Annotated in this window: 21 protein-coding genes and 1 pseudogene; 16 read left to right on the top strand and 6 right to left on the bottom strand. The window is 70.5% G+C overall.

Going from position 1 to position 26690, the window contains the following annotated elements; translation table 11 throughout:
• Nucleotides 1-104 precede the first annotated feature (104 nt).
• The 3 genes from ACFCXS_RS35425 to ACFCXS_RS35415 all read left to right on the top strand — a co-directional run bounded on the left by ACFCXS_RS35425 (nt 105) and on the right by ACFCXS_RS35415 (nt 4836).
• Nucleotides 105-1280, top strand: a complete 1176-nt coding sequence (locus ACFCXS_RS35425; protein ID WP_376647472.1) for a cytochrome P450 — start codon at nt 105-107, stop codon at nt 1278-1280.
• Nucleotides 1277-2518, top strand: a complete 1242-nt coding sequence (locus ACFCXS_RS35420; protein ID WP_376647471.1) for an ATP-binding cassette domain-containing protein — start codon at nt 1277-1279, stop codon at nt 2516-2518. Before ACFCXS_RS35425 ends, ACFCXS_RS35420 begins: the two co-directional genes overlap by 4 nt.
• Before the next feature lie 77 nt (nt 2519-2595).
• Nucleotides 2596-4836: an MMPL family transporter gene (locus ACFCXS_RS35415; RefSeq protein WP_376647470.1), complete on the top strand. Its 2241-nt coding sequence runs from the start codon at nt 2596-2598 to the stop codon at nt 4834-4836.
• A gap of 65 nt (nt 4837-4901) precedes the next feature.
• On the opposite strand, the gene ACFCXS_RS35410 is transcribed toward ACFCXS_RS35415, so the two are convergent.
• Nucleotides 4902-6008 carry a transposase gene (locus tag ACFCXS_RS35410; RefSeq protein ID WP_376647469.1) on the bottom strand — a complete coding sequence of 369 codons (1107 nt, stop codon included), beginning with the start codon at nt 6006-6008 and terminating at the stop codon, nt 4902-4904.
• A gap of 764 nt (nt 6009-6772) precedes the next feature.
• Between ACFCXS_RS35410 and ACFCXS_RS35405 the strand changes: the two genes are divergently transcribed.
• The gene (locus ACFCXS_RS35405; protein WP_376647468.1) at nt 6773-7450 is read left to right on the top strand and encodes an LmbU family transcriptional regulator; all 678 of its coding nucleotides are present in this window, start codon (nt 6773-6775) and stop codon (nt 7448-7450) included.
• A 75-nt stretch (nt 7451-7525) separates the two neighbouring features.
• On the opposite strand, the gene ACFCXS_RS35400 is transcribed toward ACFCXS_RS35405, so the two are convergent.
• Nucleotides 7526-8170: an FMN-binding negative transcriptional regulator gene (locus ACFCXS_RS35400; RefSeq protein ID WP_376647467.1), complete on the bottom strand. Its 645-nt coding sequence runs from the start codon at nt 8168-8170 to the stop codon at nt 7526-7528.
• Nucleotides 8171-8575: 405 nt separating this feature from the next.
• Between ACFCXS_RS35400 and ACFCXS_RS35395 the strand changes: the two genes are divergently transcribed.
• The 9 genes and pseudogenes from ACFCXS_RS35395 (at nt 8576) to ACFCXS_RS35355 (ending at nt 16161) form a co-directional block, all read left to right on the top strand.
• On the top strand, nt 8576-8716 hold the full coding sequence (locus tag ACFCXS_RS35395; RefSeq protein ID WP_376647466.1) for a lasso RiPP family leader peptide-containing protein: 141 nt from the start codon (nt 8576-8578) through the stop codon (nt 8714-8716).
• 27 nt (nt 8717-8743) lie between these two features.
• A complete protein-coding gene (locus ACFCXS_RS35390; protein ID WP_376647465.1) occupies nt 8744-10558 on the top strand; it encodes an asparagine synthase-related protein in 1815 nt (604 codons plus the stop codon).
• Nucleotides 10555-10824 (top strand): lasso peptide biosynthesis PqqD family chaperone, encoded by a 270-nt coding sequence (locus ACFCXS_RS35385; protein ID WP_376647464.1) that lies wholly within the window; start codon nt 10555-10557, stop codon nt 10822-10824. Before ACFCXS_RS35390 ends, ACFCXS_RS35385 begins: the two co-directional genes overlap by 4 nt.
• On the top strand, nt 10821-11261 hold the full coding sequence (locus tag ACFCXS_RS35380) for a lasso peptide biosynthesis B2 protein (RefSeq protein WP_376647463.1): 441 nt from the start codon (nt 10821-10823) through the stop codon (nt 11259-11261). Before ACFCXS_RS35385 ends, ACFCXS_RS35380 begins: the two co-directional genes overlap by 4 nt.
• Before the next feature lie 213 nt (nt 11262-11474).
• Nucleotides 11475-11748: pseudogene (locus ACFCXS_RS35375) on the top strand (IS3 family transposase); the annotation flags it as partial.
• A gap of 493 nt (nt 11749-12241) precedes the next feature.
• Nucleotides 12242-13330: an IS110 family transposase gene (locus ACFCXS_RS35370; RefSeq protein WP_376647462.1), complete on the top strand. Its 1089-nt coding sequence runs from the start codon at nt 12242-12244 to the stop codon at nt 13328-13330.
• Between the two features lie 32 nt (nt 13331-13362).
• On the top strand, nt 13363-14670 hold the full coding sequence (gene pcaC, locus ACFCXS_RS35365; protein WP_376647461.1) for a 4-carboxymuconolactone decarboxylase: 1308 nt from the start codon (nt 13363-13365) through the stop codon (nt 14668-14670).
• A 31-nt stretch (nt 14671-14701) separates the two neighbouring features.
• On the top strand, nt 14702-15337 hold the full coding sequence (locus tag ACFCXS_RS35360; protein ID WP_376647460.1) for an MBL fold metallo-hydrolase: 636 nt from the start codon (nt 14702-14704) through the stop codon (nt 15335-15337).
• A gap of 44 nt (nt 15338-15381) precedes the next feature.
• Nucleotides 15382-16161, top strand: coding sequence for an exodeoxyribonuclease III (locus ACFCXS_RS35355; RefSeq protein WP_376647459.1), 780 nt, complete (start codon nt 15382-15384; stop codon nt 16159-16161).
• Here ACFCXS_RS35355 and ACFCXS_RS35350 read toward each other — a convergent pair.
• Entirely contained in the window at nt 16158-17924 is a 1767-nt protein-coding gene (locus ACFCXS_RS35350) for an SGNH/GDSL hydrolase family protein (RefSeq protein WP_376647458.1), read from the bottom strand. The two genes, ACFCXS_RS35355 and ACFCXS_RS35350, sit on opposite strands and share 4 nt — an antisense overlap.
• Nucleotides 17925-18145: 221 nt before the next feature.
• Here ACFCXS_RS35350 and ACFCXS_RS35345 point away from each other — a divergent pair, with 221 nt between their 5' ends.
• Nucleotides 18146-18553 (top strand): DUF6278 family protein, encoded by a 408-nt coding sequence (locus ACFCXS_RS35345; RefSeq protein WP_376647457.1) that lies wholly within the window; start codon nt 18146-18148, stop codon nt 18551-18553.
• 140 nt (nt 18554-18693) lie between these two features.
• The gene (locus ACFCXS_RS35340) at nt 18694-19437 is read left to right on the top strand and encodes an amino acid ABC transporter ATP-binding protein (protein ID WP_376647456.1); all 744 of its coding nucleotides are present in this window, start codon (nt 18694-18696) and stop codon (nt 19435-19437) included.
• Between the two features lie 222 nt (nt 19438-19659).
• Here the strand turns inward: ACFCXS_RS35340 and ACFCXS_RS35335 are convergent, their stop codons facing one another.
• Both ACFCXS_RS35335 and ACFCXS_RS35330 read right to left on the bottom strand, forming a co-directional pair.
• Nucleotides 19660-21228, bottom strand: coding sequence for a CocE/NonD family hydrolase (locus ACFCXS_RS35335; protein WP_376647455.1), 1569 nt, complete (start codon nt 21226-21228; stop codon nt 19660-19662).
• Nucleotides 21229-21344: 116 nt separating this feature from the next.
• Complete coding sequence (locus tag ACFCXS_RS35330; RefSeq protein ID WP_376647454.1) at nt 21345-22109, bottom strand: hypothetical protein; 765 nt, start codon at nt 22107-22109, stop codon at nt 21345-21347.
• Between the two features lie 104 nt (nt 22110-22213).
• Here ACFCXS_RS35330 and ggt point away from each other — a divergent pair, with 104 nt between their 5' ends.
• Complete coding sequence (ggt, locus tag ACFCXS_RS35325) at nt 22214-24016, top strand: gamma-glutamyltransferase (RefSeq protein WP_376647453.1); 1803 nt, start codon at nt 22214-22216, stop codon at nt 24014-24016.
• A gap of 74 nt (nt 24017-24090) precedes the next feature.
• On the opposite strand, the gene ACFCXS_RS35320 is transcribed toward ggt, so the two are convergent.
• A complete protein-coding gene (locus tag ACFCXS_RS35320) occupies nt 24091-26628 on the bottom strand; it encodes an ATP-dependent Clp protease ATP-binding subunit (RefSeq protein WP_376647452.1) in 2538 nt (845 codons plus the stop codon).
• Between the last annotated feature and the right edge of the window lie 62 nt (nt 26629-26690).

Genomic DNA, 26690 nt, shown 5'->3' with positions numbered 1-26690 from the left:
CCCGGTGTCGGCTTGGTTGTGGCGCCATGTGATGTCATGATGGCGCTATGGCTCCTCCGTGTTTGCCGCGCTCTCCGATCTCCCGGCTCGCCCACGGATGGGGAGTGCCCCAACAGCACTTCTGGCTCCGCGGTGACCGGCCCGCCGGGCCGGTCCGCTTCGACGAGTGCCGGGGTGTGTGGAACGTCTACGGACACCCCGAGACGGTCCGGGTGCTCTCCGACCCCGGCGTGTTCTCCTCCGACACGAACCGGCACTTCCTGCCGGAGCCCGACGACTACGACACCGGCGGCATGCTCACCCAGCTCGACCCGCCCGAGCACCGTGCCCTGCGCCGGCTCGTCGGCGGGACCTTTACCCCGGGGGCCGTCGCCGCACTGGAGCCGCGCATCACCTCGCTCACCCGCGAGCTGCTCGACGCCGTGGACGACCGCCACGAGATCGAGTTGATAGGGGACTTCGCCCAACCGCTGCCCATCACCGTCATCGCCTGCCTGCTCGGTGTGCCGCGCGACGACCGCGACCTGTTCCGGCAGTGGGCCGACGAGCTGTTCCCGGGCACCGAGCCGCCGTCGGTAGGCGGTAGCCCGGAGCAGAACCGGCACGTCGACGCCGCGTACGACCTGTCACGGCGGATGACCGACTACTTCGCGGCGCACATCGACGAACGTCACCGGCACCCCAGAGGGGACCTGCTCAGCCGGCTCGTCCACGCCGAGATCAACGGGGAGCGGCTGAGCGACACGGCCCTGACCGCCTTCGTGGAACTGCTGTTCCTCGCCGGATACGTGACCACCGCCCTGCTCCTCGGCAACACCGCCCTCTGCCTCGACGCACACCCCGAACACACGGCGCGGCTGCGTGCCGACCGAAGCGGCATCCCCGCCGCGATCGAGGAGTCCTTGCGTCTGATGACCCCCTTCGCCGTCTTCCACCGAGTCGTCACCGAGCGCGTCGAACTGGGCGGGCAGCGGCTGCTACCGGGCCAGATCGTCGCGCTCTGGCTGGGCGCGGCCAACCGCGACGAGAGCGTCTTCTCCCGGCCGCACGTGTTCGACCCCGCACGCGACCCCAACCCCCACCTCGGCTTCGGCCGCGGCATCCACTTCTGCCTGGGCGCCCCGCTGGCCCGGCTGGAGGGCAGGATCGCGCTCGGCGCCCTCCTGGACCGCTTCCCCCGGCTGCGCACCGACCCCGACAACCCGCCCGTCTTCTTGACCTCCCCGGAGGTGTCCGGGCCGCGGCTCCTTCCGCTGCTCACCGGCAGGAGGGCGGCGTGACCGGTCACCAGGCCGTTCCCGGGCCGTCCGGCACGGACACGCCGGCCGTCCTGGCGCGCGGGCTGCGCAAGGCGTACGGGCGCCGCACCGCCCTCGACGGTCTCCACCTGACCGTCCCGCACGGCACCGCCTTCGCGCTGCTGGGCACCGGATCCTCCGGCAAGACCACCGCCCTGCGCGTCCTCGCGGCCCATACCCCCGCGGACGGCGGCCGCATACGGGTCGCGGGGTACGACCCCGCGTCCGACCCGCGTTCGCTGCGTGCCGCGGCCGGGCTTCTCAGCCGTGCCCCCGCGGTGGACGGCCGCCTCACCGCCGAAGAGAACCTGCTCCTAACCCCCCGACTGCGGCGGCTACCGGCGCCGAACGCCCGTGCCAGGGCCGCCGGCCTCATCGAACAGCTCGGACTGACGTCGGCGGCGGCCGCACCCGCGGCCACCCTCCCCGGCGACCTGCGGCGCCGGTTGGCGCTGGCGTTGCTGCTGGCCGGGGAACCGGAGGTCGCCCTGCTGGACGAACCCGCCGAGGGCCTCGACGCGGTGGGCCGCCGCCTCGTGCGCGGGGTCGTGCGCGACCTCGCCGCCGACGGCGCCGCCGTCGTGTTCACCACGTGCTCCCCGCACGAGGCGGTCCGCCTCGCCGACCGGATCGGCGTGCTGCACCGGGGCCGGATCGTCGCGGAGGGCACCCGGGAGGAACTGCTGCGGCTGGTGCCCGGCGGCCACATCCGGCTCCACTTCGCCACCGCCGCCGACCTCGCCACCGCGGCCGGGCTGTTCCGCCTGCACACCGCCGAGCTCGATCCCACCGCGCTCAGCCTGCAGATCCCCGGCGACGGCAGCGCCGGCCTGGTGCGCGCCGTCCTCGACGTACTGGACGAGGCCCGCCTTGTCCCCCGACGGCTGTCCGTGCACAGTCCCGGCATCGAGGACGTCTTCACCGCGCTCACCGGTGGCGGACCGCGGCCCGCACCACCCGCGGGCCGTGCCGTTCCCGGCGGCCGGGCAGCTGCCGGCGGGGAGCCCCGCGGCGGCCGGTGGTGGCGGCACAGTGCCCTGCCCGTCATGGCCGCGGCGCTGCTGCTCCTTGCCCTTTTCGCGCAAGCCGGACGCCGCGTCCTGCTGGGCGCGCTACCGGTGATCGTGCTGTGCGCCGTGCCGCTCCTCGCGACCCAGGCCCGCGCCGGACCGCGGCACCACCGCGCCGCCCCGTCACCCGGCCGTACCGGGCCGCCCTGACCGAAACCGAGTCCGAGGCGCCGGGCCCGCTCTTCGCCCACCTCGTTTTTCCTTGACACACCTGGAGTTGATTCACCGTGGCTACCCTGCTGTACAAACTGGGCCGGTTCGCCTTCCGGCGACGAGGCGTCGTCGTCCTGCTGTGGCTGCTCGCCCTCGGCGGTGCCGCCTTCGCCGCTTCGACCGCGCCCGCCCCGCCCGCCGACACCTTCTCCATGCCCGGCACGGAGTCCCAGAAGGCCTTCGACCTGCTGAAGGAGAAGTTCCCGGCGGCCAGCGCCGATGGCGCCTCGGCCCGGGTGGTGGTCCGCGCGCCGGAGAACAGCAAGATCTCCGACGCCGGGCCCCGCAAGGAGGTCGCCGCCCTCGTCTCCGACCTCTCGAAGGCCCCGGAGGTCGTCCGGGTCTCCGACCCCTTCTCCGGGGGAGCCGTCAGCGAGGACGGCACGACGGCCTACGCCGTCGTCACCTACGACGTCGCCGCCGCCGAGGTCTCGGACCGGGCGCACGACGCGCTGCTCCAGGCCGCCGCCGATGCCCGCGCGGACGGACTCACGGTGGAGATGGGCGGTGACGCGGTCCCCGTGGACCAGGCGCTGGGCGGTACCGCCGAACTCATTGGCATCGGCGTCTCCGCGGTCATCCTCATCCTGACCTTCGGCTCGCTGTTGGCGGCCGGCATGCCGCTGATCACGGCCCTCATCGGCGTGGGCATCGGCATCTCGGCGATCGGCGCGCTCGGCAGCACCCTCGGTCTGTCCTCGACGACCACCACGCTGGCCATGATGATCGGCCTGGCGGTCGGGATCGACTACGCCCTCTTCATCGTCTCCCGCTACCGCGCCGAGATGGCCGAGGGCCGGGACCGCGGGGAGGCCGCGGGACGCGCCGTCGGCACCGCCGGATCCGCCGTCGTCTTCGCCGGCCTCACCGTGATCGTCGCCCTCGCCGGCCTCGCCGTCGTCAACGTCCCGATGCTCACCAAGATGGGCCTCACCGCCGCCGGCACCGTCGCCATCGCGGTCCTGGTCGCCGTCACGCTCGTGCCCGCGCTGCTCGGCTTCGCCCCCTACCGGGTGCTGCCCCGCCGGGAGCGCAAGCGGATCGCGGGCAAGCCCCTGAGCGCTCGTCAGCGCCGCAAGGAGGAGAAGCGGGCGGCCCGGCAGCGTCCGAACCTCGGAGCCCGCTGGGCCGGGTTCGTGCTGCGCCGCCCCGCCGCCGTCCTCCTGCTCGGGGTGCTGGGCCTCGGCGCCATCGCCGCGCCCGCCACCAGGCTGGAACTGGGCCTGCCCGGTGAGGGCACCATGGCTCCCGACACCACCCAACGCAAGGCCTACGACATGCTGTCGGAGTCCTTCGGCCCCGGCTTCAACGGCCCCCTGCTGGTGACCGTCGAGGCCGAGGACGCCAAGGCCGTGGCCGGGGACGTCGCCGGCGAACTCAGCGACCGGCCCGGTGTCGCCCAGGTGGGCTCGCCCACGCCCAACGAGGCCGGTGACACCGCCATCGTCAACGTCGTACCCGAGACCGGGCCGACGGAGGGCACGACGGAAGAGCTGGTGAAGACCCTGCGGGGCGACCTGCACGACTTCGGGCGGGCCGACGACGTCGAGGTACTGGTGAGTGGTCAGACGGCCATGTTCATCGACTTCTCCAGGACGCTCAACGATGCGCTGGTGCCGTACCTCGCGCTCGTCGTCGGCCTCGCCTTCGTCCTGCTGATCCTCGTCTTCCGCTCGCTCCTCGTGCCGCTGAAGGCCGCCCTCGGTTTCCTGCTGTCGGTCTCCGCTGCACTCGGCGTGGTCGTGGTGATCTTCCAGTGGGGCTGGTTCGCCGACATCGTGGGCGTGGACCAGCCGGGGCCTATCATGAGCACGATGCCGATCTTCATGATCGGTGTGGTCTTCGGGCTCGCCATGGACTACGAAGTGTTCCTGGTGACGCGGATGCGCGAAGCCTACGTCCACGGCGAGTCCACTCGCCAGGCCGTCGTCACCGGCTTCCGGTACAGCGGACGGGTGGTCGCCGCTGCCGCCCTGATCATGACGAGCGTGTTCTCCGGGTTCGTCATGGAGGACAACGACTTCGTGAGGATGGTCGGCCTGGGTTTGGCCCTTGCCGTGCTCTTCGATGCCTTCGTCGTGCGCATGGCCATCATCCCGGCCCTGTTCGCCCTGTTCGGCGACCGCGCCTGGTGGCTGCCGAAGTGGCTCGACCGGGTACTGCCCGACATGGACGTGGAGGGCGGGAAGCTTTCGCGCCGACTCGGTGCCCCGCCCCACCCGCGGCCCGCGCAGGAACCCGAGTACAGCCGCTGACCCGCTGTGGGGCCGGTCCGTTACCGGACCGGCCCCACGGGCAGGACGCGGCGGCCGGCCCGGCGCTACGGCGCCTGCCTGCCCGCTCCGCACCGCTCGTCGGCGCAGGAGGCCGCGGCGGGTGCGCTGAGATGCCGGTAGGTGTACGCGGCGGAGACGAGGGCCATGTGATGGTGCCACCCGGGGAACGAACGCCCCTCGAAGTCCAGCAGTCCGAAGTCCCGCTCCATGGACTCCACCGCGTTGGCCGTCCCGGTGTGCGCGGCGGCGATCGAGGCGACGTCGGGAAGGCCCCGGTGGGCGAGGCTGGTGATCCACAGCGGACCGGTGACCGAGGGCTCGCGCACCTCGGTGAACAGCCGGTAGTGCGGGCCGAGGGAATGGCCTTGCGACAGCCCGGGCGCATGGACGAGCGAGGTCTGGAAACGTGCGACGCGTTGCCGCCCGTCAGGCGCGGTGACAACCGCCAGTTCCGTTTTCTGCGCTGAGAGCCTGGCTCTCGCGCTGACCGGCGGGGGAGTGGCCGCCACGTTGCCGACCGGCACCACGGGCAGGTGCGGGGGCACCGCCACGACGAAGTCGCGCCGCCGTTTGGCGAGTCCGCTCAGCAGATACCGTACGTCCGGCTCGTCGCCCATGTCCGCCACGACGACCGGGGACGACGACGGGGTCCGGGCCGCCAGCCGGTCGACGAGACGGAGCGCCAGTGCCCACAGCGGCCGGTACTGCTCGGAGTCGGGGATGCGCACATCGCTGCGCCGGCCGGGGTCCTCCACCCAGGACGGCGATAGGTACAGACTCCAGTCGACGGGGAACTGGACGGCACCGACGGACAGGAACGATCCCAGCCCCAGTTGACAGTTGACGGTGCGGCCCGACTCCAGGTCGAAGTGCCGGTCCACTCCCACCGAGCGGTTGCCGCGCTTGGGCAGGACCGCCCGGCCGATGTTCCACACGGGCTGGGATCCGTGGCCCTCCACCCAGTGGGTCAGTTCCTCCATGACCGCGTCGAAGTCCCACGGACTGAGACTGACGAACTGCCGCAGCGCCTGCGCGACGGACGGATCGCACGAGGTGGTGGCCGCGAGCCGGCGCACCGATTTCTTCCCGGGCGTGATCAGCAGACCGTTCAGATAGGTGTAGGCCCACTTCCGTTGGTCGGCCCGACGCAAACTACTGAAGATCGTTGCGCTGAAATCAGCCAGTGGCAGTGCAGAATTGCTGCCACTAGGGGCAATAAATGATCTTGGTGACGCGCATGTATAAGCCATATCCATGCCGCAATAACTCCCCCGATGTTACTGAGCGTTGATGCGGCGAAGTCTAAGCGGAGTGTCGCAATGGCGCCACCCCCTGGCGGGGTCCTGGCTTGTATTGGCGCCTATGGTGGCGCAAGCTTGCAGGGGTGCCGGAGGATAGGAGGATGACGGGATTCCGCTCCGGCCGTCGACCGGGGTGGGCCGCGCGTCTGGTCTGCTGGCGCGAGCGCCGCCGCCTCTCCCAAGCGTCTCTGTACTGGGCGTTTCTTGGATCATTCGCGGCGAATCGCCTTCCGTCGCAGCGGGTTCGGCCGCGGTCGCCCCGACGCGCGGCGTGTGGCAGATCCCGGCGGTCCACTCGGAACGCGTCGCTCAGCGGACTAGACCTTTGGCGCCCGAGGGAGGCTGGAACTCCGTAAAGTCGTGTTCGATGGCGCCAAGATCCTTGAACTTGTATCTAGTGTCGGGATCTACTCGGAAGCGCGGCGGTTGGCCACCCGGACTGTCCGGGGCGCCGTATGCAGGGTTCGGTTTGATCAGGGTCTCTCTCCCTGGCGCCGTACCATGGCCGCTGCTTTCGGTGCTGTCCGCTAAAAACGGGGTGAACGCTTTCTGTATGCGATGAGGAGCCACCGCGAACCGGTACGGCTGATAAACGCGTTGTTATGGAGGGCGTGATGAGAGATCAGGTCAAAGAAGCCGAAGGCTCCAGGGCGCTGCCGTTCGGCCGGGCCGCGCAGAGGACGCGGGGTGCCGGAGCGCCGGAGTCGCGCCGCGACCAGGTGCTCACCACGAACGTGGGGTTGCACATACCCGCCGGGCTCGCCTTCGAGGAGTGGGAGCGAGCTGGACGCCAGCTGTCCGGACTGCTCAACTCGTCGTCTTGGTGGCTGGGTGACTGGTTGGTCTACGGCAAGGACCACTACGCCGACCGCTACGAACGAGGGATCCGCGCCGCCGGTCTCCAGTACCAGACGCTGCGCAACTACGCCTGGGTGTCCCGCCGTTTCGAACTGTACCGCCGGCGCTCCGCGCTCAGCTTCCAGCACCATGCCGAGCTGGCGTCCCTGCCCGTAGAGGAGCAGGAGGCCTGGCTGGACCGCGCGGAGCGGATGAAATGGAGCACCAAGCAACTGCGCAACGCCATCCGCGCCCAGCGCAACGGCACCCCGCCCGCCGCGGAGGCAGCCGAGGCGTCGACGCGCCGTCTCGCCGTGCCCGACAACCGGCTCCAGTGGTGGCACAAGGCGGCGGAGCAGTCCGGCACCGAACTGGCGGAGTGGGTGATGCACACGCTCGACGCCGCGGCCGACCGAGTGCTGAAAGAGGGCGGCATGCCACAGGCCCTCCAGTGACGGTATGTCGGCACAGGCCGTCGAGGGGTCCGCACATCCGATAGGGATGCGGACCCCTCGCGTCGGAGGGCACCGTCAAGGCAGACGGCTCATCAGCGTGGCTGTCTGGGAGTGCTGCGTGCAGCCGCGCCCGGCGAACGACTGGACCACGCGATCGCGAATTTCCGGTGCCTGCTCCTGGCTGAGTTTGAACATTCCCTCGGTCTTGGTGACTCGAATACGGAAGGCTCCGACGGCGGGTACGATCTTGCGGAAATAGTCGATGGAATCGGTCATGTCCCAGTTGTCGCCGAATTTCGCCTCGAAAGCCCGCACCGTGGCCTGAACGACCTCCAGGGTCTCCTCGGTCGAATCGAATCTCTCCACCACCCCGTGCACGTGAACGGACGTGAAATTCCATGTGGGGGCGGCGGGCGTCACATCGTAGACGGTGGGCGAGACATAGGCGTGCGGGCCGGCGAAGGACAGAAGGACGACCGCCTCGTCCTCCAGCGCCGACCAGTGCGGATTGGCCCGGTTCATGTGCCCCAGCAGCGCCAGTCCGGTGAGGTCATCGGCGAACTCCGCCCCACCCTGCGGGTCGAAGATGACGGGGAGGTGTGTGGCGAACGGTCCGGCCTCGGAGGTGCCGTTGCTGGCCATCAGGGCCAGCGGGTTGGAGCGCATCAGATCGACCATCCACGACGTGTCTGGCTGCCGGTAATGGCTGGGGACGAACATGCGGAACCCACCTTTCAACGGGTGTGGTAAGTGCTCGGCAAAGTCGCAGTGCTGTCCTGTCGGCGGGACATGCCGCGCGCTTCATTGTGGCGTGCCACGCCGCCGGGTGCAATTGATGAAGCATCGGCCCCGGATCAGAATTCTGGAAGGTGACGCCTACTGAAATAGTGCCGTTAACAGAGTGGGAAAAGTAATATCGGGAAGGCAGCCATTGCTGGCCCGGGATCGCGGCGCCGACTGCCAGGGAGAGCGAGCGTGCTGCGGGGGGAACCACCCCAGCAGAGGAGCGGCATCGCACACCCACCACACCTGCCGGCAGGACGCATGGGTTGTGGAACGAACCTTCGACCCCGGGCGGTTCACGCCCGGTGGCCTCACACGGGGCCCGTTTGGAAGGAGAACACAATGGAGAACCAGCAGCACGAGGAGTCGTCGGTTCAGCAGGGCTACGAGCCGCCCACGCTGACGGCCGTCGGGGAGTTCTCGGAGGACACGCTCGGCTTCGGCAACGACCACTCTGACTTCCTCGGCAAGCAAGGCTGGTAAGAGGCCGACCGACGCTGATGGAGTGACATGAACACCGAGTTCGTCGTCCTGCCCGACGGTTGCCCCACCGACCCCAAGTGGCTCTTCGAGTCGCCACAGGTCATGACCCACCCCTCGGGCAAGCCCTGGCTGGTCGGCCGGTGGGATGCGGACGACATGGTCCGGGTCCAGGCGGGCTCGGTATGTGCGGTGGTGATCGGACACTGCCCGGTCACCACCGCACGGCTCACCCGGCTTGTCGAACGTGTGCAGTTGCTGTCCGATGCCAGTGCGCTGGCCCGGGAACTGCCGGGCAGCTGCCACCTGATCGTCGCCTCTCCCGAGGGGACGAGTGTTCGGGGCACCATCACCGGCCTGCGCCAGATCTTTCACACCCGGGTGGACGGACATCCCGTCGCGTCGGACCGTCCCGACACCTTGGCGCTGCTGATCGGCGCAGACGTGGACGAAGGCGTACTGTCGGCACGGTTGGCGACCGGCGGCCTCCTCCCTGCGCCGCTCGGTAGTGCCAGCGTCTGGTCCGGGATCCGCGCAGTCCCGGACGATCACTGCTTGGTCATCACGGGCGACCGCGCGAAGGAAGTCCCCTGGTGGCGGCCGCCGGAGCCCGAACTCCCGCTGGAAAAGGGCGCATCGGCCGTCTCTGCCGCACTCGAGGAAGCCGTAGACGGCCGCACCGTCGGCCAGGGGCTGCTGAGCGCCGATCTGTCCGGCGGCATGGATTCCACCGCCCTGTGCTTCCTCGGTGCCCGGAGGACCCCCGACCTGCTCACCTTCCGATGGGCCGAGTCGGACTCGGGAAACGACGACGCCGCCTTCGCGGCGCATTCGGCGGCCCTGCTGGAACACGCCTCCCACATGGTCGTGGCACAACACGAACTGCCCGCCTTGTTCGCGAACCCCGCAGACCTGGCGGACATCGAACAGCCGTACCTCTTCACGCGGACCTTGGCCCGCATGAAACACACGGCTCGCCTCCTGGCCGAACGCGGCTCGAGGGCGCATCTGTCCGGGCACGGCGCGGACGAGCTGTTCGGCAGGCTCCCCGGCTATCTGCACCGGCTGCTGCGCCGTCGCCCCCGGATCGCGGTGCGTCACCTGCGCGGCTACCAGGCCCTCAACCGCTGGCCCCTGCGCGGGACGCTTGCCGAGCTCAACCGCGCGGATTCCGTACGTGACTGGTGGCGCGCCCAGGCCGATTCCCTCACTGACCCGGCTCCGGCGCCCCGGCACCCGCCACTGGGGTGGGGCTTGATGCCGTTGCGTGCTCCGGTCTGGGTGACGGACACAGCGGTCGACGCCGCCAGGTCGGAGCTGCGGAAGACGGCCGACATGGCCCGCCCCTTCGCTGCTGATCGTGGCCAACATCAGTTCCTGGTGGCCCTGCGGGCGACGGCGCCGGCGTACCGGCAGGTCGCCGGACTCTTCGGCCAGGCGGGGATCCGCCTTCACCAGCCGTACCTGGACGACCGCGTCGTGGAGGCTGCTCTGACCGTGCATGTGCACGAGCGTTGCACGCCATGGGAGTACAAGCCCCTGCTGGCCGCGGCCATGCGGGACGTGCTGCCCGAACGCGTCCGCGCCCGAACCACCAAGGGCTCCTTCGACGAGGATCTTCGTGTCGGGTTCAGCCACAGCCTTGACGAACTTCTGCAATTATTCGCGGACTCGGAACTCGCCAAGGTTGGCCTAATCTCGGCAGACGCGGTCCGCACTCAGCTGCTCACCCCCCAGGCCAACCTGAACCGGCGCTTCGCCATTGAACAGCTCCTTGGCTGCGAGAACTGGTTCCGCGCTGCACGAAACCTCGCACGAAACGAAAGGCGACACAAACAGTTGTGAATGTCACAATCTTTCTTAATCCGCAGGTATCCCTCTCCGAGACGGATGACGGAGCTGTGCTTCTGCATGAACGCACCGGCCGTTACTGGCAGCTGAACACCACAGGGTTGTCTGTGCTCCGCGGCCTTACCAGTGGCCAAACCTGCGAGCAAGCGGCTCAGACCCTCGCCTCTCAGCGAGCTATTTCCGCCACACGCGCCCGCAATGACATTGCGGTCTTCCTGGCTTCCCTGTGCTCAGCGGACCTGCTACGGGAGTGCCGATGAGCATCCCAGTGGCACTGTCCCGCCGTGATTGGCTGCCGCCGCACCGCCGAGTGGTTCCTCTCTTGGTTGTGTCCGTCGCCGGAATCCTCAGCAGGCTCTCTCCATCCAGGCTGCGCGCGGTGCTGGAGTTCGCCCGCCGCCGTGCCGCCCCGGCCACCGCGGACCAGGCTGCGGCGGCACGCACAGCCGTGGTCGCGGTCAGCCTGCAATGCGCAGGACAGGGATGCCTGCAGCGCTCGGTGGCAACCGCCCTCCTGTGTCGGGTGCGCGGCACCTGGCCCACGTGGTGCACTGGCGTCCGTACGAATCCCTTCTCGGCCCATGCTTGGGTCGAAGTCGAGGGAGTTCCTGTCGGAGAACCGTATCCAGCGGGCCACTTCCGGACTCTCCTTGCGGTTGGACCTGCCGGTGGATCGGCGCCGAAGCGGTCGCAATAAGGTCAGGAGTATTTGGTGGTGGGGTCTGTCAAACTAGCGGTCAACTGCGGTTTTTGGAATTGCTGACGGGCTGCGGAGAGGCGGCCGTCGAAGGTGACGTCGAAGGCGTTCAGTGAACCGCTACGGGTCTGGTGGAGGCTCGATTCCCTGAGAGGATCGAGTCATAGCACGTCCGTCCCTTATCCTCCCGAGCTTCGCGAGCGCCCAGTGCGCATGGTTGCGGAGATCCGTCCGAACTACCCGACCGAGTGGGGTGCGATGAAGGCGGTCGCAGCCAAGCTGGGGATCGGTGCCGCCGAGACGGTGCGGACCTGGGTCCGCAAGACCGAGGTGGACGCCGGCCAGCGGCCCGGAGCCACGTCGGAAGAAGCCGCGGAGATCAAGCGGCTGCCGAGAACGCCGAACTGCGACGGGCGAACGAGATCCGCAAGGCGGCCTCGGCTTTCTTCGCGGTCGAGCTCGACGCCATCTACCCGGTCGGCCCGCCAGTCGTGCCGACCGGGTAGATGAAGAACGCTGTTGTGTGCCCGGAAGCAAGGAGATCGACGCTGGTCCCTGCGGCCGACCGGTGTATTGCAGGATCTCGGGTGCCAGGCTGCCGGTGAAGCGGGCCACGAGGCTGTCCGCCATGCCGGTCACGCGTGGGCGAAAAGTCGACCCACTGTCAGCCCGTCCAGGCCAGGTTGAGCACCGGTTCGGACGAAGCCATCCAGCAATGATCGGATCACGCCGCTGTGCCGGGAACAGTGGGACGGTTGCGCAGTGCCGTCCCGGGCGGGGTCTGACTCATGAGATCTATGACCGAAGTGTCCAGTCACGGGCTTGTCGACTGCCGCTGCGGGGTGGTGCCTGCTGGTACCGAGCCACAGGGCGTGTCCCCATAGGGGCCCTGCCGACGATCAGGCGCCATCACGGTTCAGACCGCCCGAGCAGGCCGGTGCCATCCACCGAGCACGTCACCAGGCGGGAGGCCAACTACCATGACGACCAGACAGCGCAGCACCTCCTCCAGCACTGATCCTCCCGCTCGGGCCGAGGTCGTCCTGGGCGTGGACACGCACGGCGAGGTCCACGTCGCCGCCGTGGTCTCCCCGCTGGGGAAGGTTCTGGGCACCGAGTCCTTTCCGGCGACGGTGGCCGGCTACCGGCGGCTGCTCGTGTGGGCCCGCAAGCGGGGGACGGTGCGCCGGGCCGGTGTGGAGGGCACCGGCACCTTCGGTGCGGGCCTGTCCCGCTACCTGCTGGCGCAGCAGGTCGAGGTATACGAGGTGAACCGGCCCGACCGCTCGGCCCGCCGGCTGCTGGGGAAGTCGGACCCGCTCGATGCGCAGGCCGCCGCGCGGGCCGTGCTCAGTGGCCGCGCCCGGGCCCGGGCCAAGTCCGGCGACGGTCCGGTGCACAGCGCCCGGATCTTCAAGCTGGCCAAGGACTCCGCGGTCAAGGCCCGTACCCAGGCGATCAACCAGCTCAAAGCCGTCCTGGTCATCGCCGATCCCGCACTGCGGGAACGCCTGTCCAGCCTGGGCAACCGCGAGCTGTTCCGCACCTGCGCACGCCTCGGAGCATGCGACGGCGAGGGCGCGGTGGCCCAAGCCACCCACATGACCCTGAGAATGCTCGCCGAGCGCATCGAACAGCTCACCGGGCAGATCAATGAGCTGAACCAACGCCTGACCCAGCTCGTCGAACACCACGCCCCACAGCTACTCGTCCCGGTGGGCATCGGCCCGGACAGCGCAGCCACCTTGCTGATCACCATGGGAGACAACCCCGAGCGGCTGGACACCGAGGCATCCTTTGCTGCCCTTTGCGGAGTCAGCCCCGTCGAGTATTCGTCGGGCCGGCGGAGCACGCGCCGGCTCAACTACGGCGGCGACCGGCAGGCCAATGCGGCCTTGCACCGCATCGTGTTCACCCGCCTGCGCCACGACCCACGTACCCAGGCGTACTACGAACGTCGCACCCAGGAAGGCATGACCCGACGCGAGATCATCCGATGCCTCAAGCGATACGCAGCCCGCGAGTTCTTCAACCTGGTCAGGCCAGTATCCAGCGCCCCCTCGTTATAGGGGCGTCTGTGAGACGTGAGAGGGTCTGGGGCGTGAGTGAGACACCACCGAACACCCTGCAATACCGCTTTGACGGGCCAGAAGACGCTCCCGTCCTGATCCTGGGTCCCTCACTGGGTACCACATGGCACATGTGGGACCGGCAGATCCCCGAGCTCACCAAGCAGTGGCGCGTCTTCCGGTTCGACCTGCCCGGCCACGGCGGAGCTCCCGCGCACCCGGCGGGCTCCGTCGGTGACATCACCGCGCGGCTGCTGGCCACCCTCGAAGGGCTCGGCGTCCAGCGCTTCGGCTACGCGGGCTGCGCGCTCGGCGGCGCCATCGGCATCGAACTGGCCCTGCGCCACCCCGAGCGGCTCGCCTCACTCGCACTGATCGCCGCCTCGCCCCGCTTCGGAACGGCCGACGAGTTCCGCCAGCGGGGCGTGATCGTCCGCACGAACGGCCTCGACCCGATCGCCCGTACCGCCCCGGAGCGCTGGTTCACCGGCGGGTTCGCGGCCGCCCAGCCCGCGATCACGGAGTGGGCCGTACAGATGGTGCGCACCACCGACCCCGGCTGCTACATCGCCTCCTGCGAGGCGCTCGCCTCGTTCGACGTCCGCCCCGAACTCGGCCGGGTCGGCGTCCCGACCCTCGTCCTGGTCGGATCGGACGACCAGGTCACCGGCCCCGCCGAAGCCCGTACGCTGGTCGCCGGCATCCCGGACGCCCGCCTCGCCGTCGTCCCGGGCGCCTCCCACCTGGTCCCGGTGGAGCAGCCCGCGGCGGTCACCGACCTGCTGGTGCGGCACTTCTCCACCGCCTGGCAGCCCGCCTACGAGACCTCCACCGGCCAGACCGCCCTGCCCCAGGCCGCCCTCAAGCCGGTCCTGTCTCCCGCCCCACCGCAGCCTCTGCAGACCGGGCCCGTCGCCGAGATCGCCCCGGCCGCCGTGCCGCCGCAGGTCCAGGGGCGGCCCGACCCGTACGACGCCGGGATCAAGGTGCGCCGCGAGGTGCTGGGCGACGCGCACGTCGACCGGGCGCTCGCCCACGCCGACGACTTCTCCGGCGACTTCCAGGAACTCGTCACCCGCTACGCCTGGGGCGAGATCTGGGACCGCCCGGGCCTCGACCGGCGCACCCGCAGCTGTGTCACCCTCACCGCCCTGGTCGCGGGCGGTCATCTGGACGAGCTGGCCTTCCACACCAGAGCCGCCCTGCGCAACGGCCTCACCCCGGGCGAGATCAAGGAAGTGCTGCTCCAGGCGGCCGTCTACTGCGGTGTCCCGGCCGCGAACAGCGCGTTCAAGGTGGCCCAGCAGGTGATTCGCGAGGAGACCACGCCCCAGGAGTGAGCCCGGGCAGGGTCAGAGGCAGGATGGATTCATGAAGCTCACGAAGAAGTCGCACGCCTGCGTCCGGCTGGAGAAGGACGGCCGGACCCTCGTCCTCGATCCCGGTGGGTTCAGCGAGGAGGACGCCGCGCTCGGCGCGGACGCGATCCTCGTCACCCATGAGCACCCCGACCACTTCGACGAGTCGCGGCTGCGGGCCGCGATGGAGCACAACCCGGCCGCCGAGATCTGGACCCTGAAGGCGGTCGCGGAGAAGATCTCGTCCGCTTTCCCGGGCCGCGTGCACACCGTCGGCCACGGCGACACCTTCTCCGCCGCCGGCTTCGACGTCCAGGTCCACGGCGAACTCCACGCGGTGATCCACCCGGACGTCCCGCGCATCACCAACGTCGGCTACCTCGTCGACGCCGGCAAGGTCTTCCACCCCGGCGACGCCCTCACCGTCCCGGACCACCCGGTGGAGACGCTGATGCTCCCCGTCATGGCCCCGTGGAGCAAGATCTCCGAGGTCATCGACTACGTGCGCGAGCTGAAGCCGCACCGCGCCTACGACATCCACGACGCCTACCTCACCGACCTGGCCCGGCCCGTGTACGACCGGCAGATCGGGCAGCTCGGCGGCTCGGACCACCTGCGGCTGACGCCCGGGGAGTCCGCCGAGGTCTGACGGGGCCGGCGGCGTTGTCGGACCCGCCGGGTAGGTTGTGGGGCATGCGCATCGCGACCTGGAACGTGAACTCGATCACCGCCCGCCTGCCGAGGCTCCTGGCCTGGCTGGAGAGCAGCGGCACGGACGTGCTGTGCCTCCAGGAGGCCAAGGTCGCCGAGGAGCAGTTCCCCGCGGAGCAGCTGCGCGAGCTGGGTTACGAGTCGGCGGTCCACGCGACCGGCCGGTGGAACGGCGTGGCGGTGCTCTCCCGCGTCGGCATCGAGGACATCGTCAAGGGCCTGCCCGGCGACCCCGGCTTCGACGGCTCGGTGGAACCCCGCGCCATCTCGGCGACCTGCGGCCCGCTCCGCGTCTGGTCGGTCTACGTGCCGAACGGCCGTGAGGTGGACCACCCCCACTACGCCTACAAGCTCCAGTGGTTCGAGGCGCTCAAGGCCGCCGTCGCCGGTGACGCCGCGGGCAGCCGCCCCTTCGCGGTGATGGGCGACTACAACGTGGCGCCGACGGACGACGACGTCTTCGACCCCGCCTTCTTCGAGGGGTCCACCCATGTCACCGGCGCCGAGCGCGCCGCCCTTGCCTCCCTGCGCGAGGCCGGCCTGTCGGACGTGGTCCCGCGGCCCCTGAAGTACGAGCACCCCTTCACGTACTGGGACTACCGCCAGCTCTCCTTCCCGAAGAACCGCGGCATGCGCATCGACCTGGTGTACGGCAACGCGCCCTTCGCCAAGGCCGTCGGCGACGCGTACGTGGACCGTGAGGAGCGCAAGGGCAAGGGCGCCTCCGACCACGCGCCCGTGGTCGTGGACCTGGACGTCTAGGGCCGCAGCAGCTCCAGGTCGACGGAGTCCGCCAGGGCCGCCAGCCCCGCGTCGCCCGGATGCAGATGGTCCCCGCTGTCATAGGCGGGAAGCATCCGGGCCGGCCGCTGTGGATCACGGACCACGGCGTCGAAGTCGAGCACCCCGTCGAAGACCCCGCCGGAGCGGATCCACTGGTTCACCGCGTGCCGCTCGGCGTCGACGGCGGGAGTGCACCGCGCCTCGCCCTCACAGGGCAGGATCGTCGCCGCGAGCATCCTCAGCCCCCGTGCGTGCCCCCGCGCCGCGAGCTCCCGCAGCCCGGCGACCAGCTGTTCCGCCGACGTTCCCCACCGCAGGTCGTTGACGCCCTCGAAGACGACTGCCGTACGCGCCGACGGCTGGGCCAGGACGTCCCGGTCGAAGCGGTGCAGGGCGCTCACCCCGGCCGTGTCCGTGGACACCCCGTCGCCGGGGTACCGGTCGGTCACCACGCGGTTGCCCGAGACGCCCAGGTTCAGCACGCCGTACCGCGGGACGGCGCTCTGCTTCAGGAGCCGGGCGGCCAGGACGTTCGGCCAGCGCCGGTTGGCGTCCGGCGTGGACTTGTCGCCGTCGGTGATCGAGTCGCCGAGCAGCACCACGGACCCGGGCCCGCCGCTCACGTCGACCCCGGCGAGCAGCGGCCAGCGGGTGATCACCGAGGTGTACGCCCCGGCGGAGCCGTCCGCCGCGTGATCGCCCGGCTCGCTGACGTAGGAGCGCTGCTGCGCGAGCCCGTGCACGGGCGCCGCGGCCACGGTGCCGGGCAGGTGGAAACTCACCAGCAGATCGGCGTCCGCCGGAACGGGGAAACCGAGCGGGTCGCTGTAGGCCTGGCCCCCGGCCGGGATCGACACGGCCGCCGCACCGCCGAAGGCCAGCGCCACCGGAGTGCCCCGGGAAGCGGCGCCCGACTCCCGCACCGCGACCGTGGCGCTCCCGATCCGTACCGGAGCCGACGCGAAGGTGTTGTCGAACCGCACCCGCACCCGGGGGCCGCCGGCCGATGTGTGCACGACCAGCCGCAGTGTCCGGTCCGACCAGGGCCCCACCGCGGCGTACCCGCCCGTGGCCGTCGTCCAGCTGCCCGTCCAGCCCTGCGTGGCGGTCCGCACCGACACCGCGAAGACGTGCAGCCCGGCCGCGCGCGGAAGCCGGACCGAGGTCACCGCGCGCCCCGGCACCAGCGGCACCGTCACGACGTACAGGCGGGCCTGCTCGGCGAGTCGGCCGCCGGGCGTGTTGATGTGCGGCAGAGCCACGGCCTTGCTCGCGAGCGGCCCGGTGCGCCAGTCCGGCGCGGTCAGCCGGTAAGCGGCGCGGGAGCCGTTGGCGTACGTGACCGTCCCCGGGCCGCCCACCTCCGCGCCTGCGGTGCCCGCCACCAGGAAGGCGAGGGCGTCGCCCCGCCCCGTGACCCGGACCTCCTGCCCGGCGGCGCGCACGTTGTCCGGCTCGCCCGGCGGCCGCTGCGGCCAGGTCAGCCGGGCGCCCTGGACCGTGAGGGCGCGGCCGGGCTCCCAGCCCGCGGCGTTGAGGTCCCGCGCGGACAGGGAGGCTCCGGACCCGTCGAAGTCGGCCTCCGCCGGCCGGCTGTCGTCGCTGACGGCCACGTTGTCGAACAGCCGCTCCAGCGGCACCGGTGCGGCCCGTCCCTCCGCGACGGCCGCGGCGGACACCGCCGGGACCAGCGACCCGCACAGGGCCAGGACGACCAGGATCCCCCGGACACATCGGCGCACGGCCGACTCCTCCCACTCAGCGACACACGACGCGACAACACGGAACGCAGGGACGGAACCGAAGAGACAACGACGGCCGAGACGCACGGCGCACGGTGAAGTTAGGGAGACGGGAGTGACACGTCAACGCGCGTCACGTGAACTCGGCCTGAACTCGACCGGGGTCGGCGGGCCCGCGCGCCCTGTGGTGCGTACGGCGGTACGAATGACACGCTGGGAGTATGAACATCCCTTTCCTGGGCCACCGGCGCCAGAAGGTCGGGTTTCCCGACCCGGCGGGCATCGCGGAACTCCTCGCCGAGTGTGAGCTGCTGCGCTCCCAGGCGTCCCGGGCGGGTGTCCGGCTGGACGACACGGCGGCCTCGCTGGAGGCGCTGGACCAACTCCTGCCGCGCTGGCGGGACGACGAGGAGACCCTGACCTGGCTGGGCAACGACGCCGGTCTCTATCTGGGCAGTGTCATCGTGCGCACCGTACCGGGCGCCGCCTGGGAGATCCGTCCCGACGGCCAGCCCGTCGTGGCGCTGGACTCCGGCCGCGAGTTCGACGTCGTCGAATCCGGCCACGAGTGGGCCGCGTACGGGGTGCCCGAGCTGTCGCAGCTGTACGCGGAAGTCGCCGAGTCATGAACGCCCGGGCCAGAAGCTTTGGCCCAAAGTCCGACGTAAATACGGCTAATGATCGAAAAGTGCGTGTCGCCCGCCACGTTCGATCTTGCCTGGATACGTTGCGGCAACCACCACACAGCTGAGAGTGAGTAGGGCTGAGTATGGCCGTCGAACCGCTGATCGAGCTGCGTGACGTCAACAAGCACTTCGGGGAGCTGCATGTCCTGCAGGACATCAACCTCACGGTCGGCCGGGGGGAGGTGGTCGTGGTCATCGGCCCGTCGGGATCGGGGAAGTCGACCCTGTGCCGGGCGATCAACCGGCTGGAGACCATCGAGTCCGGGCAGATCGTCCTCGACGGGCAGCCGCTGCCGGAAGAGGGCAAGCCCCTGGCCCGGCTGCGCGCCGACGTCGGCATGGTCTTCCAGTCGTTCAATCTCTTCGCCCACAAGACCGTGCTGCAGAACGTCTCCCTGGGACAGATCAAGGTCCGCGGGCGCCGCAAGGAGGACGCCGACAAGCGCTCCCGGGAGCTCCTCGACCGGGTCGGCGTCGCCAACCAGGCGGACAAGTACCCGGCGCAGCTCTCCGGCGGTCAGCAGCAGCGCGTGGCCATCGCCCGTGCCCTGGCCATGGAGCCCAAGGCGATGCTCTTCGACGAGCCGACCTCGGCCCTCGACCCGGAGATGATCAACGAGGTGCTGGAGGTCATGAAGCAGCTCGCCCGCGAAGGCATGACCATGATCGTCGTCACGCACGAGATGGGCTTCGCCCGCTCGGCCGCCAACCGCGTGGTGTTCATGTCCGACGGCAGGATCGTCGAGGACCGCGCCCCGGACGAGTTCTTCACCAACCCGAGCAGCGACCGCGCCAAGGACTTCCTCTCCAAGATCCTCAAGCACTGAACGGGCAGGCACCGGACGGCTCATCGGATCGGACCTCGACTACGATGTGCCCTTCATCCCTGTCGGAGAGGGGGACTTCGCCGAAGGCCGCCGATCCCTTCAGGGGGAGCAGACCGCCCGCCCGGTCCGCGGGGCATTCCCACCGGGTGCGGCCCCCACGGCCCGAAGGCCACGGGGGCAGGCGGTTCACATCGGCCAGGCCCGTCCGGCGGCAGCCGGAGATCACTGCTCGCGCAGCGGAACCGACACGTACGACGGGTCGTCCGCCGGCGAGGAGAAGGTCAGCTGCGCGCCGGACGGGTTGTGCTCGATGTAGAGCGGGTCGACCGTGTCGACGACCAGGGCGAGGCGATGCCCGGCCGGGACGTCGTAGGCCGTGGAGTACAGCTCCAGGTCGACGCCGAACGGCTTTCCGGGGGTGCGCCCGTGGAAGGTGTACGGCGCGTGGGTGACCAGCTTGCCGAGGCCGAGCGGCCCCACGTCGTACAGGTAGGCGACGAGGGTGCCGCTCTCCTTGGTCGGGGTGAGGGTCGTGTGCAACTTCGTCGTTCCGCGCACCTGCTGGGCCGTGGCCGACTTCTCCGACTGCCACACGGCGGCCCAGCGGCGGGGGAGCAGCGGGATCGAGGCCATCGGCGGCAGCTGGGCCACCTGGTCGAGGATGCTGGACAGGAAGACGACACCGCCGTCCGCCCCCGAGTTCACGTTCGCGCGGATCGTGGTCGTGCCGCCGAGGGCGATCTTCCGTTCGGTCGCGGCGACCGACTTCCAGTCCGGGTAACCCTCGTAGCCGCCGGAGGAACGGGACTTGAGCTGGACGGGCTGCTCGCGGTCGATGCCGTTGTCCTCGCCCCTGAGGTAGTGGTCGAACCAGCGGCCGGTGTCCTTCCAGACGTCGTTGGGCAGCCCGAACAGGCCGGTCAGCTCGGCGGTGGCGTGGTCTCCGGGCCGCATCTCCAGCCGCTTCGGGCCGGTCAGCTTCTCGTAGAAGTCGGCGTACTGGTTGGGCGGGAAGACGCTGTCGCCCCAGGCGTTGGCGAGCATGATCGCCGCGCCGTTCTCGTTGATCCGGTCGACGTAGGTCGCAGCGGAACGTTTCTTCCCCCAGGCGATGAGCTCCGGTTCCTTCGCCAAGTTGGAGGAGTAGAAGTCGTTGAAGGTTTGCCGGAGTTCCGGGCTCTGGCGGCCCGTCACCACGCTCGCGCCGTCCAGCAGGGCCGCGGCCTGGAGGTGCTGGGTGCGTCCGGAGTAGATGGAGCCGATCAGGTCGGCCCATCCGCTGAGTGAGGCGACCGCCTTGATCCGCTTGTCGTGCGCGGCGGTGAGCAGGCTGATGCCCGCGCCGTAGGAGACGCCCGCCATGCCGATGTGCCCGGCGTCGGCGGGGGTGTGGGCGAGCGCCCAGTCGATGACCTTCGAGGCGTCGGCGACATCGGGTGGGCCCGCCACTTCTATCTCGCCGCCCGACTGCCAGAAGCCGCGCACGTTGTAGGTGACGACGACGTACCCGGAGTCGGCGAGCTTCTGCGCCTGGGCCAGGTACTCGACCTGGGGCAGGCCCCAGCTCGTGGGCATGACCAGCAGCGGGTAGCGGTCGGTGCCGCGGGCCCCCGCCGGGGTGACGACGTTGGCCTTGAGGACGGTGCCGCCGTCGCCGGCGATGTCGACGAAGCGGACCGGGTTCGGGGCCGCCTGCGCGGTGGGGGCGAACCCGAGGGCGGTGCCGGCGACCAGGGTCGCCGAGACGGCGCCCACGGCGGTGGTGCGCAGGGCCTTGCGGTGACGTCCCACGGGTCACTCCTCACTCGTGTCAGTGCAAAGTGACCGAACGGTAACCGCGACCTCTTACCAGAGGTAACCCGCCGGTAAGTTACGTGCCAGTAACGATTGTTGAGCGGTGGAGGAGTCTAGGAGGCACGGTGTGCATTGCGTGGAACGGGCGTCGCCGCCGCGGGCGGTGCGGTCTGCGCCGCGCGCGTCACGTCCTCCACCAGTTCGACGACGTCCGGGCCGTACGCCTGCGAGTTGATCACCTTGAGCAGCAGGACGAACGAGCCGGTGCCGTACTTGCGGGTCAGCCGCTCGTGGTTGCGGGCGAGGTAGCGGGTAGCGGCCTGATTGGTGATGGCACGCTGGCCGCAGAACAGGAACACGGGCCGGGCGTCGCGGCGGTCGCCGACAGTGAGCCGGGCGAGCAGCACGTACTCGGTGATGCCCGGGTCCATGCGGTAGCGCTCGCCGCCGATCTGGAAGGCGCCTCGGTCCGGCCCCGGTTCGGCGTCGATGTTGACGCGCACCCCGGGCAGTAGGGCCGACATGTGCGCCATCATGCGGCGGTTCGACCCCGGGCCGCCCACGCAGAACTCGGTGCGCTCCCCGAATCCCTGATGCGCCGAGTCCTGGGTGACGACATGGAGGTGCGCCCCGCAGTCCTTGATCAGTGCAGAGAGCTCAAGAAGGGCGTACACGTCGAAGCGGTGGACCGCGGGTTCGCTCGAGGCCGGATCGCGGTTGACGACGAGCAGGGACTCGGAGTTCTCGGGCAGCCCGAAGAAGGCCTGCTTGCGCCGGAGTTTGCGCCGCCACAGGAACGTACGGGCGAGCCAGCCCAGCGCGGCGCTGATGCCCGCCGCGACCACACCCAGGACGATGTTGCGCACGTCGTCATTCATGGGCGCGCATGCTAGCGGGCCCGACGCACCGGTGTTCGACGCCTGCCTGACGCGACCATGGCGATGAATTAAGCTGCGCGGACGGCCTTTGACTGGAGGTGCGGATGCGTCGCCCTGTGGCACGGAATCTGACGGTCCTGGCGGTTTCGGCCGCCGTCGTGATGTCGGTGGGAGCGGCGGCGCCGCCATCCGCCGCGCCGGGCACCGGCGGTGGGAAGACCCCGCTGGCCGTCGGCTACGGCGGCGCCGTCTCGAGCGTCGACCCGGACGCCTCCGCCGCCGGGATCGAGGTCCTGCGGAAGGGCGGCAACGCCGTCGACGCCGCCGTCGCCACGGCCGCCGCGCTCGGCGTCACCGAGCCCTACTCCGCCGGCATCGGCGGGGGCGGCTACTTCGTGTACTACGACGCCAAGTCCCGCACCGTACGCACGATCGACGGCCGCGAGACCGCGCCGCTGAGCGCCGACAAGAACCTCTTCGTCGAGAACGGCAAGCCCCTCGCCTTCGCCGACGCCGTCAGCAGCGGCCTCAGCGTCGGCACCCCGGGTACGCCCGCCACCTGGCAGACCGCACTCGACCAGTGGGGAAGCAAGCGGCTGGCGAGCGTCCTGAAGCCGGCCGAGCGGCTGGCGCGCGACGGTTTCACCGTCGACGAGACGTTCCGCTCGCAGACGGCGTCCAACGAGACCCGCTTCCGCTACTTCCCGGACACCGCCGAGCTGTTCCTGCCGGGCGGGCAGCTTCCCGTCGTCGGCTCCACCTTCAAGAATCCCGATCTCGCCCGCACGTACGCGGAGTTGGGGCACAAGGGTGTCGACGCGCTCTACCGCGGCCGCCTGGGGCGGGAGATCGTCGACACGGTCGCCAAGCCGCCGGTCGACCCCGCCTCGGGCTGGAACGCCCGGCCCGGCGACCTGACCGCGAAGGACCTGGCCGCCTACCGCACGAAGCTCCAGGCGCCCACCAGGACCTCGTACCGCGGTCTCGGCGTCTACTCCATGGCGCCGTCCTCCTCCGGCGGCACGACGGTCGGTGAGGCGCTCAACATCCTGGAGCGGACCGACCTGTCCAAGGCGAGCAAGGCCAAGTACCTCCACCGGTTCATCGAGGCCAGCAGGATCGCGTTCGCGGACCGGGGGCGGTGGGTCGGTGACCCGGCGTTCGAGGACGTGCCGACGAAGGAACTGCTCTCGCAGCGGTTCGCCGACTCGCGCGAGTGCCTCATCAAGGACGACGCGGTGCTCACGAGCCCCGTGGCGCCGGGGGACCCGCGCAACCCCGCACGCTGCGTCTCGGGGGGCAAGGCGGCTCCGACGACGTACGAGGGTGACAGCACCACGCATCTGACGGTGGCCGACAAGTGGGGCAACGTCGTCGCCTACACCCTCACCATCGAGCAGACCGGCGGCAGCGGGATCACCGTTCCCGGGCGGGGATTCATCCTCAACAACGAGCTGACGGACTTCTCCTTCACCCCGGCGAACCCGGCCGTGCACGACCCGAACCTGCCGGGGCCCGGCAAGCGGCCACGGTCGTCCATCTCGCCGACGATCGTGCTGGACCGGCACGACCGGCCCGTGGTGGCGCTGGGGTCGCCGGGTGGCGCGACGATCATCACGACCGTTCTGCAGACGCTCACCGGGTTCGTCGACCGGGGGCTGCCGCTGGTCGACGCGATCGCGGCGCCCCGGGTGAGTCAGCGCAACGCCGCGCAGACCGAAGCGGAACCCGGTCTCGACGCGGATGTCAGGAAGCAGCTGGAGGCCATCGGGCACTCCTTCAAGGCCAGTCCCGAGATCGGTGCGGCTACCGGTGTGCAGCGGCTGCCGGGTGGGAAGTGGCTGGCAGCCGCGGAGAGCGCGCGGCGGGGTGGGGGGTCGGCGATGGTGGTGCGGCCTGTGCGTTGAGTTGCCCCTTGCGGGGGCGCGGGGGCTGGTCGCGCGCACACGGCGGAGCCACACATCGACACAGCCCCGCGCCCCTAGGGTGAGGGCGCCGCTGCCTCTTGAGTGCGAAACGCGAGCCTGCCGTCTTCCACATCCACCGTCACCCGGCCGTTCTCCGGCACGCGGCCGTCCAGCAGCAGGCGTGACAGTTCGTTGTCCACCTCGCGCTGGATCGTTCGGCGCAGCGGGCGGGCGCCGTACTCCGGCTGGTAGCCGCGGTCGGCCAGCCATTCCACGGCACGGTCGGTGAAGGTCACCGTGACGCCCTTGCCCTGCACCAGGGACCGGGTGCGGTCCAGCAGGAGGTTGGTGATCCGGCGCAGCTGCTCCGTGGTCAGCTGGCGGAAGACCACGATCTCGTCGATGCGGTTGAGGAACTCGGGGCGGAAGTGCTCGCGCAGCGGGCGCAGGATCTGCTCGCGGCGGGCCTCCTCGTCCGCGTCGGCGCCGCCCGCCGCGAAGCCCGTCGTGGCACCGCGGCGGGTGATCGCCTCGGAACCGAGGTTGCTCGTCATCACGATGACCGTGTTGCTGAAGTCCACCGTGCGGCCCTGGGAGTCGGTCAGCCGGCCGTCGTCGAGGACCTGCAGCAGGACGTTGAACACGTCCGGGTGGGCCTTCTCCACCTCGTCCAGCAGGAGCAGCGAGTAGGGGTGGCGGCGCACGACCTCGGTGAGCTGGCCCGCCTCCTCGTGGCCGACGTAACCGGGCGGGGCGCCGACCAGCCGGCTGACGGTGTGGCGCTCCTGGTACTCGCTCATGTCGAGCCGGACCATGCGGTCCTCGCTGCCGAACAGTGACTCGGCGAGCGCCCGGGCCAGTTCGGTCTTGCCCACACCCGTCGGGCCGAGGAACAGGAAGCTGCCGATCGGGCGGTCGGCGGCCGCGAGCCCGGCGCGCGAGCGCAGCACGGCGTCCGAGACGACCCGCACGGCCTCGTCCTGGCCGACCACCCGCTGATGCAGGTGCTCCTCCAGGCCCAGCAGGCGGTCCTTCTCCTCCTGGGTGAGGCTGCTGACCGGGATGCCGGTCTGCCGGGACACCACCTCGGCGATCGACTCGGCCCCGACCACCAGGTCCTGGCCCTCGTCGACCTCGCCGTCACCGCCGGCCTCGGTGATCCGCTGCTTCAGCTCCACGATCCGGTCGCGCAACTGGGTGGCCTGCTCGTACTGCTCATCGGCGACGGCCTGGTCCTTGTCCCGGGTCAGCTGCTCCAGCTCCCGCTCCATGGACCGTACGTCCGTGCCCTTGGTCCGGGCTCGCAGCCGCACCCGGGCGCCGGCCTGGTCGATGAGGTCGATCGCCTTGTCGGGCAGGCGGCGGTCGGTGAGGTAGCGGTCGGACAGCTCCACGGCCGCGACCAGGGCCTCGTCGGTGTAACGGACCTGGTGGTGGGCCTCGTAGCGGTCCTGGAGACCGCGCAGGATCTCGACCGCGTCCGCTGCCGTGGGCTCTGGCACCATGATCGGCTGGAAGCGGCGGGCCAGCGCCGCGTCCTTCTCGATGCGGCGGTACTCCTCCAGCGTCGTGGCGCCAACGATGTGCAGCTCGCCCCGGGCGAGGGCCGGCTTGAGGATGTTGCCCGCGTCCAGCGAACCGCCGTCGCCGCCACCGGAACCGGCGCCCACGACCGTGTGCAGCTCGTCGATGAAGATGATCAGCTGGTCGGAGTGGGCCCGGATCTCGCCCACGATGTTGTTCATCCGCTCCTCGAAGTCACCCCGGTAGCGGGTCCCCGCGACCACGCCCGTGAGGTCCAGGGCGACCACGCGGCGCCCGATCAGCACGTCGGGCACGTCGGCCTCGGAGATGCGCTGCGCCAGCCCCTCCACGATGGCCGTCTTGCCGACTCCCGCGTCACCGATCAGCACCGGGTTGTTCTTGCCGCGCCGGGAGAGGACCTCCACGGTCTGCTCGATCTCCTGGTCCCGGCCGATCACCGGGTCGATGCGGCCCTGGCGGGCCAGTTCGGTGAGGTCGCGGCCGTACTTGTCGAGGGTCGGCGTGTTCGTCGGGCGAGGGCGCTCGGCCTGGGGGACCTCCGGTGCCTCGGGCGGCTCGGAGGGGGCGAAGCGGGCCGCGTTGAGGATGTGCCCGGCGGCCGAGTCGGGGTTCGACGCGAGGGCGCTGAGCACGTGCTCCGGGCCGATGTAGCCGTAGCCGCGGGCCCGGGCCATGTCGTGCGCGTCCAGCAGGGCCCGCTTGGCGGCCGGGGTGAGGGACAGGGCGGTCGGCGGCGGGGCGTCGTCCTTGGTGTGCTGGGCCGGTCCCGACCGGTCGTCGATCTGCGACGCCAGCGAGTCGGGATTCGCACCGGCCTTGGTGAGCAGGGTGCGGGTGGGCTCCGTGGCGAGCGCCGCCCGCAGCAGATGCTGGGTGTCGAGGTCCCGGCTGCCGTGCTCGGCGGCGTACTGCGCGGCGCCGCGGACGAGCTCCCGGGCCGGCTGGCTGAGCAGCCGCCCGAGGTCGATCTGCCGGGGACCGGGGCGCGGTCCGCCGAAGAAGCGTGCGAGGAATTCTCCGAAGGGATCCGAGCCGTAGCCCTCCGGGCTGGTGAAGCCGCTGCTCATGGGCCTTCCGTTCCCGGCGTCCCCGGCGCGCGGGCGGGGGACGCCCTCGCTTGTCGACGTGC

It is taken from the genome of Streptomyces sp. NPDC056373 (assembly GCF_042262425.1).
Taxonomy (GTDB): domain Bacteria; phylum Actinomycetota; class Actinomycetes; order Streptomycetales; family Streptomycetaceae; genus Streptomyces.
The sequence above is the reverse complement of the archived record's forward strand: the minus strand, read 5'-3'. Positions and strand labels throughout refer to the sequence as shown.

Bases quoted from the DNA above. Each gene is read 5' to 3' on its own strand.
- ACFCXS_RS35400 (WP_376647467.1), bottom strand. From the start codon at position 8,170: ATGTTCGTCCCCAGCCATTACCGGCAGCCAGACACGTCGTGGATGGTC.
- ACFCXS_RS35320 (WP_376647452.1), bottom strand. From the start codon at position 26,628: ATGAGCAGCGGCTTCACCAGCCCGGAGGGCTACGGCTCGGATCCCTTC.
- ACFCXS_RS35390 (WP_376647465.1), top strand. From the start codon at position 8,744: ATGAACACCGAGTTCGTCGTCCTGCCCGACGGTTGCCCCACCGACCCC.
- ACFCXS_RS35405 (WP_376647468.1), top strand. From the start codon at position 6,773: ATGAGAGATCAGGTCAAAGAAGCCGAAGGCTCCAGGGCGCTGCCGTTC.
- ACFCXS_RS35370 (WP_376647462.1), top strand. From the start codon at position 12,242: ATGACGACCAGACAGCGCAGCACCTCCTCCAGCACTGATCCTCCCGCT.
- ACFCXS_RS35380 (WP_376647463.1), top strand. From the start codon at position 10,821: ATGAGCATCCCAGTGGCACTGTCCCGCCGTGATTGGCTGCCGCCGCAC.
- ggt (WP_376647453.1), top strand. From the start codon at position 22,214: ATGCGTCGCCCTGTGGCACGGAATCTGACGGTCCTGGCGGTTTCGGCC.
- ACFCXS_RS35360 (WP_376647460.1), top strand. From the start codon at position 14,702: ATGAAGCTCACGAAGAAGTCGCACGCCTGCGTCCGGCTGGAGAAGGAC.
- ACFCXS_RS35345 (WP_376647457.1), top strand. From the start codon at position 18,146: ATGAACATCCCTTTCCTGGGCCACCGGCGCCAGAAGGTCGGGTTTCCC.
- ACFCXS_RS35340 (WP_376647456.1), top strand. From the start codon at position 18,694: ATGGCCGTCGAACCGCTGATCGAGCTGCGTGACGTCAACAAGCACTTC.
- ACFCXS_RS35330 (WP_376647454.1), bottom strand. From the start codon at position 22,109: ATGAATGACGACGTGCGCAACATCGTCCTGGGTGTGGTCGCGGCGGGC.
- ACFCXS_RS35355 (WP_376647459.1), top strand. From the start codon at position 15,382: ATGCGCATCGCGACCTGGAACGTGAACTCGATCACCGCCCGCCTGCCG.
- ACFCXS_RS35395 (WP_376647466.1), top strand. From the start codon at position 8,576: ATGGAGAACCAGCAGCACGAGGAGTCGTCGGTTCAGCAGGGCTACGAG.